This is a genomic window from Sporocytophaga myxococcoides DSM 11118, assembly GCF_000426725.1.
Lineage (GTDB): Bacteria > Bacteroidota > Bacteroidia > Cytophagales > Cytophagaceae > Sporocytophaga > Sporocytophaga myxococcoides.
The window spans coordinates 371,494-386,050 of record NZ_AUFX01000005.1; the positions used below are offsets into that span (position 1 = coordinate 371,494).

Annotated in this window: 11 protein-coding genes; 9 read left to right on the top strand and 2 right to left on the bottom strand. The window is 36.6% G+C overall.

Annotation, left to right across the window (positions count from 1 at the left end; translation table 11 throughout):
• Positions 1-10: 10 nt before the first annotated feature.
• Together folE and K350_RS0107610 are read right to left on the bottom strand one after the other, a co-directional pair.
• Entirely contained in the window at positions 11-703 is a 693-nt protein-coding gene (gene folE / locus K350_RS0107605; protein WP_028979399.1) for a GTP cyclohydrolase I FolE, read from the bottom strand.
• Positions 663-1,073, bottom strand: coding sequence for a 6-pyruvoyl trahydropterin synthase family protein (locus tag K350_RS0107610; protein ID WP_028979400.1), 411 nt, complete (start codon positions 1,071-1,073; stop codon positions 663-665). The genes folE and K350_RS0107610 overlap by 41 nt, the downstream gene beginning before the upstream one ends.
• A gap of 269 nt (positions 1,074-1,342) precedes the next feature.
• Here K350_RS0107610 and K350_RS0107615 point away from each other — a divergent pair, with 269 nt between their 5' ends.
• The 9 genes from K350_RS0107615 (at position 1,343) to K350_RS27865 (ending at position 14,528) form a co-directional block, all read left to right on the top strand.
• Entirely contained in the window at positions 1,343-2,002 is a 660-nt protein-coding gene (locus K350_RS0107615) for a phosphoadenylyl-sulfate reductase (RefSeq protein WP_028979401.1), read from the top strand.
• Entirely contained in the window at positions 1,999-2,949 is a 951-nt protein-coding gene (locus K350_RS0107620; protein ID WP_028979402.1) for an NAD-dependent epimerase/dehydratase family protein, read from the top strand. The genes K350_RS0107615 and K350_RS0107620 overlap by 4 nt, the downstream gene beginning before the upstream one ends.
• Positions 2,950-3,149: 200 nt before the next feature.
• A complete protein-coding gene (locus tag K350_RS27855; RefSeq protein WP_051312955.1) occupies positions 3,150-4,769 on the top strand; it encodes an alpha-amylase family glycosyl hydrolase in 1,620 nt (539 codons plus the stop codon).
• The gene (gluP, locus tag K350_RS27860) at positions 4,759-6,033 is read left to right on the top strand and encodes a glucose/galactose MFS transporter (RefSeq protein WP_037574512.1); all 1,275 of its coding nucleotides are present in this window, start codon (positions 4,759-4,761) and stop codon (positions 6,031-6,033) included. The genes K350_RS27855 and gluP overlap by 11 nt, the downstream gene beginning before the upstream one ends.
• A gap of 161 nt (positions 6,034-6,194) precedes the next feature.
• A complete protein-coding gene (locus K350_RS0107635; protein WP_162144143.1) occupies positions 6,195-6,737 on the top strand; it encodes an SET domain-containing protein-lysine N-methyltransferase in 543 nt (180 codons plus the stop codon).
• A gap of 358 nt (positions 6,738-7,095) precedes the next feature.
• The gene (locus tag K350_RS0107640; RefSeq protein WP_028979404.1) at positions 7,096-10,122 is read left to right on the top strand and encodes a SusC/RagA family TonB-linked outer membrane protein; all 3,027 of its coding nucleotides are present in this window, start codon (positions 7,096-7,098) and stop codon (positions 10,120-10,122) included.
• Between the two features lie 71 nt (positions 10,123-10,193).
• Positions 10,194-11,627, top strand: a complete 1,434-nt coding sequence (locus K350_RS0107645) for a RagB/SusD family nutrient uptake outer membrane protein (RefSeq protein ID WP_028979405.1) — start codon at positions 10,194-10,196, stop codon at positions 11,625-11,627.
• 80 nt (positions 11,628-11,707) lie between these two features.
• Positions 11,708-13,141: a sulfatase gene (locus tag K350_RS0107650; protein ID WP_028979406.1), complete on the top strand. Its 1,434-nt coding sequence runs from the start codon at positions 11,708-11,710 to the stop codon at positions 13,139-13,141.
• 10 nt (positions 13,142-13,151) lie between these two features.
• Positions 13,152-14,528 (top strand): sulfatase family protein, encoded by a 1,377-nt coding sequence (locus tag K350_RS27865; RefSeq protein WP_081670938.1) that lies wholly within the window; start codon positions 13,152-13,154, stop codon positions 14,526-14,528.
• Positions 14,529-14,557: the final 29 nt, after the last annotated feature.

Consider the following 14,557-nt stretch of genomic DNA (forward strand, 5'->3'; position numbering starts at 1 on the left):
AATATCTGGATTAAGCTTGTTTGGTATGATTCAGGAATTCGGCTTTAATAGCTTCTTCCTTGAATTTACCTGAATAGTGTGCAGTTACCGTTCTGCTGCTGGTATCGCTAACTCCTCGGGATGCAACACAAAGGTGGCTTGCATCCATGATCACAGCAATATCTTCTGTCTCCAGTGTTTCTTTTAGATCATTGGCAATCTGGACTGTAAGTCTTTCCTGTACCTGTGGTCTTTTGGAATAATACTGAACAATTCTGTTGATTTTGGAAAGCCCTATAACTTTGCCTGAACTGATATAGGCAACATGTGCTTTCCCTATGATAGGTACAAAGTGATGTTCACAATAAGAATAAAAGGTAATATCCTTTTCTACAAGCATCTCATTGTACTTAAATTTATTGTCGAAAAGTTTTATTTTAGGTCTGTTTTCAGGGTTGAGACCGCTAAATACCTCTTTAATAAACATTTTAGCCACTCTTTTGGGAGTACCTTTTAAACTATCATCATTAAGGTCCATTCCCATAATAGTCATAATTTCTCTGAAATGATTTTCAATAAGCTGCATTTTAACTTCATCGCTCATTTCAAAGGCATCTGATCTTAATGGTGTTTCATAGGACCCAGGTACATGATCGTCTCCAATCTCCTCAATAGTCAGGTCTTTAATCAGCTGGGTATTCAACAAAGTTCCTTTCTGTTTCATATAAAATTACCTTAAGATCGTACTTTTTATCAATTTTATCCCTGAGTTTTGTCCAGATTACCATCGCAATATTTTCAGCAGTTGGATTGAGGTTTTTAAATTCCTCAGTATCAAGATTCAGGTTTTTATGGTCAAATTTTTTAATTATGTGCTCCTGTGCAAGGTCACTCAAAAATTTCATGTCTATAACATATCCTGTTATAGGATTAGTTTCTCCAGTGACCTTAAGAATTACCTCATAGTTATGTCCATGAAAATTCGGATTATTACATTTTCCAAATAAAGCGTCATTGTCTTCATTAGACCATTCGGGAACAAATAGCCGGTGAGCGGCATTAAAATGTTCTTTTCTGTAGACGGCAGTTTTCATGTTTAACGTTTATATGAATTTACGCAAAATATAAATACAATTTAAATCTCAGGATATCGGAATCAGGAAAAACGTTAATTTGTTCCTATCTTTAACGAAATGTTAGTTTTGGATCAATTAATTGTAATTATTTGGTCCATAAAGATAGTCTAATAAATCTTTATTAGCTTCTTTGGGAGAATTTTTTTTGGTTTTTATAAAAAAAACTTCAATAAAATTCTTTTAATTTCCATTAATTCCTAAATTCACAGAATAAAATTTGGTTGGCCGTGGATATAGAATCAATAAAAATTAAAATAAACGAATATCTTCAGAAGGATCTGAAGCTGTTCACCACTTCTTCTTTTCAGACTCACAGCATTGTACTTTTGCACATTCTCAGCAAAATTGACAATACTATACCTGTATACTTTATAAATACAGGGTACCATTTTCCGGAGACTGTAGAATATAGAGATCAGCTGGCAGAACTGATGAATCTGAATATACAGGAGGTTAGTTCGTTTACTCCACGCCATATGCAGAAAGATGCTAATGGCAGATTACTTTTTGCATCTGATCCTGATTTTTGCTGTTTTTTGAATAAGACCCAGCCACTGGAACCGGTTTTAGCTGAGAAGGATGTTTGGATTAATGGAGTGCGTGGTGATCAGAGTGCAGTGAGAAAGGCATTTAAAGTAGAGGAGAGTGCGCCGCATAATACAGTACGATTCCATCCCATGCTGGACTGGACAACAAAAATGATTGAATTGTATATTAAAGAACATAAATTACCAAGGCATCCTCTTGAGGCAAAAGGCTATCTTAGCATTGGCTGTGAGCCATGTACAAGAAAATTTGATCTGGAATCCTACTCGAGAGAGGGAAGATGGTTCGGCATGAAGAAAACAGAATGTGGTTTGAATACAGATTTAATAAATAAGCAATGAACGTATTAGTAACAGGTGGGGCCGGCTACATCGGATCAGAGCTGGTTTATCAGCTTAGCCAGGATAAGAATGTTGAGAAAGTCATCGTATATGACAATCTGGGAAGAGAAAATTATAATCTTTTTATCAGCAATAGTAACAGAATTGCGGGAGACAAAGTGAAGTTTGAGTTTGGTGATATTCTCGACACCAGAAAAATTAAAAAGGTTTTGAAAGAAATTGATGTTGTTTATCATTTGGCAGCGCGAGTTTCTACTCCTTTTTCTAATATTGATTCTCACTTTTTTGAGCAGGTTAATAACTGGGGAACGGCAGAGCTTGTATATGCTGTAGAGGAAACAAAAAGAGTTTCTAAATTTATCTACCTGAGCAGTACTTCTGTTTATGGTTCTTCTAAAGATCTGGCAAGCGAAACTACGGAGCCAAACCCTAAAACATTCTATAGTATTTCAAAATTGAGAGCAGAGCAGCATGTGCAACGCCTCAGTAAAAAAATCGAAACAATAATTCTTAGAGGTGGAAATGTATATGGATATACACCTGCTATTCGTTTTGATTCTGTTATCAATAGATTTATGTTCGATGCGAATTTCAACAACAGGATTTCCATACATGGATCAGGCAAACAGGCAAGATCATTTATCCATGTGAAAAAAGTTGTAGATGCATTGGTTCAATTAAGAACATTAAAAGTACCATCTGATGTTTATAATCTGACTGATAAGAATGTTGAAATATTAGATCTTGTAGATATATTGAAAGAAATATATCCGGATCTTGAGTTTCTTTTTATCAACCAACACCTAGCTCTAAGAGAATTAAAGGTAAATCCGGACTCTAAGCTGGATGCATATTATAAAATATCAGAAAGTGATCTGAAAGAGGAATTACTCGAGTTTAAAAACAGATTTGCTTTCAATTCACTTTCATCAGTTACAGCGGGTTAATTAACCCGCTTTTTTTTTGACTCTGCTTAAATCAATGTCATATGATTCAATGAAGCTGATTTCAATATTTTGATTAAATCATAACTTTTTTACGGAAATTATAATTAAGAAAAAGTGATATCACGTGTTTTAAAATATAAACATAGATATTACATTCGTTCAAAATACTTGGAACTGAGACAGATGTTTCTGGATGCAAAATGGACAAAGTAATTTCTATAACACAGCTGGACTCTGAAGTGTCACCTGGGAAGCCGTCAGGAATTTCCAGAAGCTGGGATGATGAGATTATTTATTTCATTATGTTGGATCGCTTTCATGACGGACGGAATAGAACTTCAATTAATTCAAGATCAGGTTTTGGTGATGAAGAAAAGTTGAAGTCCTTTTGTGGGGGCAATCTAAAAGGCGTTTTGCTCAAACTTGATTATATAAAATCTCTCGGCTGCACTGCTATATGGTTAAGCCCATTTCTGGAAAATGATAATAAATATCACGGATATGCTATCAGAAATTTTCTAAAGGTTGATCCTCATTTTGGCACTCTGGAAGATTTGAAATTGCTGGTTGATGAATGCCATAAAAAAGACCTTAGGGTAATTATGGATGTAGTGGTGAATCATTCCGGAGATACCTGGTCCTATAAAGAAACTTCCACTCCATATGATAGCAGCAAGGTTTATACGTTTGGTAACTGGAAGTCACGGGAGTGGCCTGTGCCCATAGAACTAAGGAATCCTAGTTTATACAACAAAAGAGGTAGTATTATCAACTTTGACGAATATCCGGAAACGCTGGAAGGTGATCTTTTTGAATTGAAAAGTTTTAGAAACGATCATTCACAGGAAGCACGAAAAGTTTTGGATATTCTGGTGGCAATTTATGCTTACTGGATTAAAGAAACAGGAGTGGATGGTTTCAGAGTAGATGCCGCTAAGCATTTTGGAATACCAGCATTAAAACGCTTTGTAGATAGTATCAGAGAATATACAGAGCAGGCGGGTCAGCAGGATTTTTTTTTATTCGCAGAAGTGGCATCTGGGGATGATCTGGCAGAAGAGTTTTTAAATGAAATTCCCGGGTTGGACGCTGTAATAGATTTTCCAGTTCATTTCATATTGCCTGAAATGATAAGAGGAAATGCATCTCAAGATACATTTCACAAACTTATGACTCATAGAAAGAAACTTTCTAAAGGGCAGTCAAAGATAACTTTCCTGGACAATCATGACCAGTTGGGGCAGCAGGTAAAAAAGCGTTTTGCTGCTGGTCTTTCAGAAGAACAGTTTGAGCTCGGAATAGGATTTTTATTCTGCTTTCCAGGCATTCCATGCTTGTATTACGGAACAGAACAAGGTCTGGAGGGACATGGAAAAACTGATGAAGCAGTCAGAGAAACCATGTTTGCGCTTGATAATCATTCTGAAGATATTTTTGAGCAGGATAATTTTTACTTTAAAAAAATTCAGGAGTTTAGTAACATACGGAAGCAATATAAAGCGTTAAGCAGAGGGAGATTTGAACTGTTGGAAGTTCTTGAATTAACAAACGAAGTAAAATACGGTAATAAAAAAAGTATATTAGCATTCTCAAGAACTTATGAGTCTGAATTTATGCTGATTATTTGTAATTTTTCTTCAAACAAAAAGATAAAGGGACTCGTAAGACCAGGGAAGGAAAGGTATGCCGGATCTTTCGAAAAAATCAATTCATCCAACAACGAAATTTTTGAAGTAAAGACAGTAGAAAAAGACGCTAGCATACCCGTTGAGTTGGAGCCATTAGAAATTTTGATCTTAAAGAGAATTAATGGAAAATAATAGTAATAGTTTTAAAGGTAAGAACCTGCAAATATTAATTTCATTTGGTGTTCTTTTTTTGATGTGGGGCTTTATCACCAATCTTAACTTTGTTTATAAAGATTATTTGGCCTACATCTTTAATTTAAATTATTCACTTTCTACACTTATTAACCTTACCTTCTTTACAACTTATCTGGTTGTATCATTGCAGGCAGGAAATCTAATCTCAAAAATCGGGTATAAAAAAGGAATCATGGTTGGTTGGGTTCTTTCCTGCCTTGGGTGTTTTACCTTTTTTCTTGCAGTTTATTTCAGAAACTTTGAATGTTTTCTTGCTGCCCTATTTATGCAGGCTGCCGGTATCACGATTTTACAAGTTGGAGCAAATCTCTATATTGTACTCTGGAAGAACATACTGTTAAAAGCAAATATAAAAACAGCCGCAAGTCGACTTGTACTGATGCAGGCTTTTAATTCACTTGGAGCATTTCTGGCTCCTTTTCTTGCTTCTCCGATTTTATGGATGATGATTGACATACCTTTAGAAACTAAAAATATGATTTCGAGTGCTGACAGGTTTTTAATTGAAGCTCCATATGTACACTATCCATATTTATTTGTAGCAATAGCAATGACAATGTATGCGGTCTACTTGTTTTTTGTAAAAATACCGCAGATTGATACATCAGGAATTGAGCCTGCGAATAAGATGCCACAGATCAGAAGGCGCCATGTGATGCACTTCCCTCAGCTTAGATTGGGAGCTTTTGCAATATTTGCATATGTTGGTGCAGAAGTGTCATTGGGGAATTATCTGACAGATTTTTCTAAAGATACTGTAATCTATTACTGGGGTGCTGCTATGGTTGGCCGTTTTGTTGGTAGTTTTTTAGTACTTCAGAGTAGTCTCAGAAAGTCTGTAGGTATTTGTGCCGGAATGTCTATTCTGTTAGTTATATTATCTGTGATAACAGGCGGAACAATCTCATTCTGGATGATCGTTGCAGTCGGGTTGTTTAATTCTATACTGTTTCCTGCTATATTTACGCTTGGCGTCAACGGGCTTGGGAAGTTCTCTGAAGATGGATCTTCTGTTCTTATTATGTCTATTGTGGGAGGAGCTATCATCCCGTTCAATGTAATTAACTTCTCATATGTGAGTTATAAAATTGCGTTCCTGATAGTGATTGTCTGCTACTTCTACATCGCGCTATATGGGCTTAAGCTGTCGAGGTTCGACAGGATAGAAGAAAAAGAAGAGCTTCAACCGCAAAAAATTTAAACATTTTTATAGCTTATTTAATTTTAAAATATATATCTTAATTATTATGATTTATAACTTTTTTATATCGACGTTGCATGGGTCAAAAGTTGAATACTCAAAGTCTTAATTTTTTAAAATTAGGTCTGATTTATAATTCATTTCCAGGAAAAATAAATTTTATGTACAACAGAAAACTTGTGAAGAAGCAGCTGGATGCTGACTTTTTCGGAGTGTTTGCAGGTGAAGATATTGAGCCTGGTGAGATTGTCTTCAGCAACTGGAATGACAGTTGTGTAAGGCTTTCAAGAAAAGAGGTCGATGCTCTTCCGGAACCTTATAAAACTATCTTTGAAAAATATTCTACAGAGATTGAAGAGTTCGTTTATGTAGGTCCCTTTGAAAATGAAGATGTAACTCCTCAGATGGATTACTTCATCAATCACAGCTGCGATCCTAACGCATGGATGATCAATGATGATGATGTAGCTGCAAGAAGGCTAATCAAAAAAGGAGAGCAGGTTACCATTGACTATGCTACTTTTATAGTGAATGAATTTGAAAGCTCAAGAATTAAAAAGTGCCTGTGTGGAAGTACTACCTGCAGAGGCAAACTAGGAAAGCAGGATTGGTGGCTTATGAAAGATATTTATCGCGGTCACTATATCAGCTGGATAGAAGAAAAAATAAGAAATAAAGAAAATAATCTGAGCAAAGTTTCTTAGTCTTTGTTGGTTATAATTTTAAACTATCCCATTCTGTAAGCTAATGTTCTTGCGGAATGGGATTTGTTTTTATGCAAATTTTTCGATTGTTCCGACAAAGCCTTCTGAACCATCATACATCGGTTATTGGTATGATAACCGTTTTCTCAATTTTTGATACATAGTTTCATCTATTTGATTTGTAAGTCTCTTCTAAAATTGTAACGCCATTAATTGTATTATTCTGATTTTTTTCGTGGTACGAATTCCTGAAACACCATTCCTTCCTTTGCTTTAAGGTTATAAAGTCTATTAACTTTGTATAGTATTGCTTGGCAGTAATATTCGATGTTAAGTGTCTTGTTAATTTAAATTATAGATGATGGTTGATTTTACGAAAGAGAAGCTATGGAAAACATTAATTTTAACTTTAGTTATTTTGGGTATTCACTTCACTTCCAGCGCTCAGGAGGTTCTGAAGGGAAGGATTGCCGATGACAAAACCGGTGAACCTATTGTAGGTGCTGTTCTGAAAATCAAAGACACTGAAGAGGGCTCAGTTACCGATGTTGACGGAAATTATGAGTTTACCACAAGCCGTCCTTTTCCATTTACTCTTGTTGTAAAATTTGCGGGTTACGAACAGAAAGAAGTGGAGATCTATGAAGCATTGGATGAAGATTTAAGTATTAAACTTAAAAGTTCTTCTCTTTTGAATGAAGTAGTTGTAGTTGGCTATGGTACACAAAAAAGATCAGACCTGACAGGTTCTGTAGCCACTGTTTCTGAAGAAATATTAAAGACGCCAGTCACATCAGTCGACAAGCTATTACAAGGTTCTGTTGCGGGGGTCCAGGTTACACAGACTACAGGTCAGCCTGGTGGAGCAGTGAGCATTCGTATCAGGGGAGGGAACTCTATAAATGGAGGAAATGAGCCACTTTATGTTATTGATGGCTTTCCCGTATACAATGACAACAATGATGCAGATGCAGGCATTACAGCAGGAGCTAACATCAATGCACTGGCAAGTTTGAATCCGAGCGATATCGAATCTATAGATGTTTTAAAAGATGCATCAGCTACTGCAATATATGGCTCAAGAGGTGCAAACGGTGTGGTTATCATTACTACCAAAAAGGGTAAGGCCGGGCAGAACAACATTTCATACGATAGTTATTATGGAGTTTCTCAGGTCATTAAGACAGTAGATGTACTTACTGATGCTAAGCAATGGGCTCAACTAAAAAATGATGCACGCATAAACTCTGGTAAAACTCCTTATTATACTCAGGGGCAAATAGACAGTATGTCTGGAGGAACTGACTGGCAAAAGGAAGCATTCAGGCAAGCAGGCTTCCAAAATCATCAGATTACCTTCAGAGGTGGTGATGAAAAAACAAGATTTTCAATTTCAGGAAATTATTACAAGCAAAATGGAGTACTTGAAAATACTGACTTCAAACGTTACTCAGGAAGGCTCAACCTGGAACATAATTTTTCTCATAGATTTAAAGTTGGAACTAACCTTACCGGAAGTCAGACAAGCGCTCAGGTAGCTAATGATGCAATTGTCAGATACCTTCTTTTGATGCCTCCAACTATTCCTGTCAAAGATGACAATGGAAACTATACCTACCAAAGCGAATTTGAAACGCCACTAGGCAATCCTATTGCTACTTTGAAAAATATAACCAATAGGACTAATACATTCCGTTTGCTTGGAAATATCTATGGAGATTATACATTAATAAAAGGATTAACAGCGAGAGTCTCAATAGGAACCGACCTTATCAATAATAAACAAAACTTCTATGTGCCTTCTTCAATCTACCAAGGAGCTAATACGAATAGTACCGGAACAGCTGCCATTGGTACCAAGTTTGTAAATACATGGCTGAATGAAAATACTTTAAACTATTCGACAGTCATAGGTAAGAAACATAATCTTAATGCTGTAGCCGGATTTACCCAACAATACTATAGAAGTGAAGCAGTAACTGCAGGATCTCAGCAGTTTGTGTCAGATGATTTAACTTATAATGATCTTTCAACAGGATCTGTTTATACTAAGCCAACTTCTAACACAGCAGAATGGGGATTACAATCATTCCTTGGAAGGGTCAACTATTCATATGCTCAAAAATACTATTTGACTATTACGGGTAGAGCAGACGGCTCTTCTCGTTTCGGAAAAAATAATAAATGGGGCTTTTTCCCATCTGCAGCTCTTGCATGGAATTTAAATAAAGAAAGCTTCCTTGCATCAAGCAACTATATAAGTAATTTAAAATTAAGATTAAGCGGTGGTATTACAGGTAACCAGGAAATTGGTCTATATCAATCACAGTCAACGTTAGCAACCAATACTTATTTCTTCAATAATCAAACAGTCATAGGTTTTGCTCCGAACAGGATCAGCAATCCGGATCTTAGCTGGGAAAGAACAAGACAGTATGATGCAGGTTTTGATCTTGCTATATTGAATAATAAGTTAAATTTTACTTTTGATGCATATTATAAGAAGACAAGTGACTTACTTTTAAATGTGCCGATCCCTTATACAACAGGCCAATCCACAGCACTTCAGAACTATGGAGTTGTTTCAAACAAGGGTATAGAGCTTGGTTTATCTACTACAAATATAAAGACCGAAAATTTTACCTGGACAACAAACCTGGTTTATTCATTGAATAGGAACAGAGTTGAAAGTTTAGGAGATGGAGTAGATTATATTATCTCAGGTCAAAGCATTGCACAGGTCGGACAGCCATTGGGTTCTTTCTATGGATATAAATCAATTGGTATTTATCAGACAGGAGAGTCAACTCCTGGTAGTATAAAATATGCTGATATAAATGGTGATGGTTCAATCACTCAAGATGGAGATCGTGTAGTAATTGGAAATGCACAGCCTAAGTTTCTGGCAGGACTTACTAATAACTTTTACTACAAAAATTTTGATGTAAGCATATTCCTTTATGCTTCATATGGAAACAAAGTATTCAATCAGAACAGACAACAACTGGAGCAGTTAACAGGACAACAGAATGCTTCTCCTGATGCTCTCGATAGATGGACACCATCTAATCCGAGCACTACAATGCCAAGAGCATTTGAAGATCCAGCTACAATAGTATCTGACAGATTTGTGGAAGATGCTTCTTTTTTAAGACTTAAAAATATAGTGTTGGGGTATACATTACCTGCCAAACTTATAAAGAAAGCCCACTTTGGAAATGTAAGATTTTATGTAGCATCTCAGAATATTCTGACATGGACTAAATATACTGGCTTTGATCCTGAAGTGAGTAAGAATGAGCAAACTACGCTTACTCAAGGTGTTGATTATGGTGTGTATCCTAACAGCAAATCATATCAGGTAGGATTAAATGTAACATTCTAGTTTGAGCTTAAAGCTTAAAGAATGAATCAAGAATATAGTTAGGAACCACAGGAAAATTAAAGTATAAATTTATGAAGGTTTTAAATTACACATATATATTATTGTTGATTGCAGCTTTTGTTTCTTGCAAGAAACTGGAAGAAAAACCAGCATCTGTATTTACCACAGATCAGTTTTATAAAACCCAGGAAGACGCTATAGCAGCCGTAAACAGCATTTATCAGGGAGGTTTGAACAATGGAGGTATTACAATGTACAACCGTTTATTTCACCTGGGTATGGAGATAATGTCTGATGATGCTATTGCTGGTCAAAGAGTGACCAATGCGGATGTACGTTCTATAGCAGTCTTAAATCACTCAACAACAAATGATAGAGTAGATGAACTTTGGAAAGAACATTATATCGCTATCAACAGAGCAAATATAGCTATTGATCGTATTCCATTAATTGATATGGATGCTACATTGAGGGCGAGACTTGTAAATGAAGCAAAATTCCTGCGTGGCTTACTTTATTTCAATCTGGTAAGGCTTTGGGGAGAAGTACCTTTGGTCCTGCATGAAGTTACTTCTTTGGATCCCTCTTCTATTCATGTAGCTAAATCTCCTGTAGAAACTATCTATACACAGGTAATAACAGACCTTTTAGACGCGGAAAAGTTACCTCCAGTAATGGGGGGGGCAGATGCAGGAAGAGCAACCGGAGGTGCAGCTAAATCTATACTTGCTAAAGTGTATTTAACAAGAAAGGAATGGGAAAAAGCAGCAGCGAAAAGTCTGGAAGTAATTAATGGACCTTATGGCTATGACTTGTTTGAAGACTATGCAGATGTCTTCAGGGCTGAAACAAAAAATGGCAAAGAACATATATTCTCAGCGCAATGTAAATCATTTGTAAACGGGCAAGGAAATCGTCTGGCATCCTCTGCAACACCTGTAGGAATCCCAGGGATTGCAGCAGCAGGAACCGATGAACCATTGCTTCCTTCGACTTATGCGCTTTATGCTGCAAATGATAAACGTCGTGATGTTACCTTTTTTACACAAATTGTAAGTCCGACAAACGGAAAGGTATATAAATTTGAGCCAAGATTCTTTAAATACTTTGATCCGTCTACAATTTCCAACCCTACGGAATCGCCAAGAAATATACCGGTAATACGTTTTGCTGAAGTGCTTTTGATTTACGCTGAGGCCGTAAATGAAGCATCAGGACCTGGTGGAGCTTATGAGGCGATTAACAGAGTGAGAAAAAGAGCTGGTTTGGATCCTCTTTCTGGTCTGGATCAAAGCAGTTTCAGAGAGGCTGTTTATCTTGAGCGAAGATTGGAGCTTATGTTTGAATTTCAACGTTGGTTTGACTTGATAAGAACTAAGAGAATGGTATCTGCTCTTCACGCCGCAGGCAAAACAAATGCATCTGAGAAACATTATCTGCATCCTATACCACAAAGAGAGATCGACTTAAACCCTAAGCTTGAGCAAAACGATCTCTGGAAATAAATTTTTAGCATACCTGTTTAATTAATCCGAATGGCATTCACTGAAAAGTTGAATGCCATTTTATAGTCTATTATGATCTTATGAAAATAAAAAATTTTATCATACTTACATTGGTATTTCTCTTGGGAGCCAATGCAGAATTTGCTTTTGCACAAAAAAGCAGTCCCAATATTTTATTCATCTACATGGACGATCTTGGCTGGACAGATGTGGCGTCAGGGAGCAAATTTTATGAAACACCTAATATAGATAAACTCGCTTCAGAAGGGATCAGATTTACGCAGGCTTATTCCTGTGGCCCCAATTGCGCCCCAAGCAGAGGTTCACTTATGACAGGCCTGTATACACCACGTCATGGAATATATACTGTTGGCACGTCAGAAAGGGGAGACTCTTCTTTAAGAAAATTAATCCCCGTAAAAAATAATACTGTATTGGCTTCTTCTTTTGTTACCATTGCTGAAGAGCTTAAAAATGCTGGTTATAGTACCGGTTTAATAGGTAAATGGCAGTTAGGTGAAAAAAAGCATGGTACAGATCCGAAATCTCAGGGATTTGATTTCGTAATTGGTGGAGCAGGAGGGACATCAAATTACTTTTATCCTTATGCTATGAAGAAAGACAAGAAACCATTTGAAGGCATTGATAGCGGAAAGGATGGAGAGTATCTTACAGATCGTCTCACAGATGAGGCGCTTAAGTTTATTGATACAAATAAAGATAAGCCTTTCTTCCTTTACCTGTCCTATTTTGCCGTTCATACACCAATACAGGCTAAGGATTCTCTCATAGCAAAATATAAAGCAAAGCAAGGAACAGAATATCATAACAATCCTACCTATGCTGCTATGCTTGAAAGCGCTGATCAGGGAGTCGGGAGATTACTTGAAAATCTTAAGAAGTTAAACCTTGATAAAAATACTCTTGTAATATTTTATTCAGATAATGGTGGATATGGTGGAGCTACTTATCAGCATCCATTAAAAGGATCAAAAGGGATGTTATATGAAGGAGGTATCAGAGTACCTTTATTTGTTCGCTGGCCCGGAAAGATCAAAGCAGGAAGCCACTCTGAAACTCCTGTTATTGGTATTGATTTTTATTCCACACTTCTGGAGGTAGCTAATATCAATAAACCACTTACTACAGCAAGACTTGATGGACAAAGTTTTGCACCAATTTTGTTTAATAAGCCTTACAAGACAAGAGATGCATTATACTGGCATTTCCCGGCATATCTGGAAGGGTTTTCAGCGGATAAAAGAAATAAAGATCCCTTCAGAACAAGACCGGTAAGTGCTGTCAGATCGGGAGATTATAAGCTTCTTGAGTTTTATGAAGATAAAAGAATTGAACTTTATAATATTAAAGAAGACATAGGAGAAACTATTAATCTTGCACAGAAAAATCCTCAGAAAACGCAGGAGTTATATGAAAAGCTAGACACATGGAGAAAACAAGTGAACGCTCCGATTCCGGCATCAGCTAATCCATGGTATGTTCATCAAGAATAAATTAGAAATTATGAAAATCAGATATATAAGTCTTTTGCTGTTTGCTGTATTATTTTCATTCAATAGCACATCAGCTCAGGTAAAGAAGAACAATACTCCTAATATTATACTCATCCTTGCAGATGATATGGGGAAGGAATGTCTTGGTACTTACGGTGGTACTTATAAAACTCCCAATCTCGACAAGCTTGCCTCTGAAGGTTTGAAATTCAATTATGGATTTTCTCAGCCACTTTGCACACCTTCAAGAGTGCAGATCATGACAGGAAAGTATAACTATAAAAATTATGTTGAATTCGGATATCTTGATCCTAATCAAAAGACATTTGCACATCTTGCTAAAGATGCAGGCTACAAGACCTGTATTGCTGGCAAATGGCAATTAGGAGCAAACAATAAGCTGCCAGCTCATTTTGGTTTTGATCAGTATTGTTTATGGCAGCTTGTGTATTCCAGAGAGCAGGGAGAGCGTTATGCAAAGCCTCTGATAGAGCAGGATGGAAAGACATTAAGTTCTACAGACAATGATTATGGTCCTGATATCTTCACAAACTATGTACTTGATTTCATTGAAAAGAACAAGGATAATAAATTTCTCGCATATTATCCGATGGCTTTAGTGCACGATCCTTTTTTACCTACTCCAGATAGTAAAAGTTGGAAGACAGGGGTTGAAGAGAGACATAAAAGAGATACAGCCAACTTCAGAGACATGGTTGCCTATATGGATAAGAATGTCGGTCAGATCATTAAGAAGCTTAAAGATCTTGGTATTTATGAAAATACTGTCATCATTTTTACAGGAGACAATGGTACTGGCAAATCTGTGGTAACACAGCTGAAGGATGGTTCTTATATTAAAGGAGGAAAAGGTCTTACGATAGACAGAGGGCATCATGTTCCGCTAATTGTTAACTATGGCTCTAATAGGTACAAGGTTCACCAGACAGATGACCTTGTTGATTTTACAGATATTCTGGCAACCATTAGTGATGCTGTTCAGGTTAAAGTGCCGGTTGAATGGAATACGGATGGAAACAGCATTTTCTCTCAAATAAAAGGAGAGAAGGGAAATTCTCGTCAATGGATATTTTCTCATTATACTCCAATACATTCAAAAGATGCCGACAAACACTCAGCAAGATTCTTTCGCAATCATAGATATAAGCTATACCATGATGGTAGGTTTTATGATCTTGTAAAAGATATTGAGGAAACACAATCTATCGCTGAGGGTCAGGGAAGTCCTGAGGCTGAAGCTGCGAGAAAATTATTTAAGGCAGAGTTTGCAAAACTTCCTGCCTGGAATTTTGGTGATCCTGGACAACCTAAATATGTATTGCCTGGTCTAGAATCGCAGAGAACTTCTGAGGTTAAAGGTGAATGAAGACTCATTTCCCTTTTTAGAAAAAATTA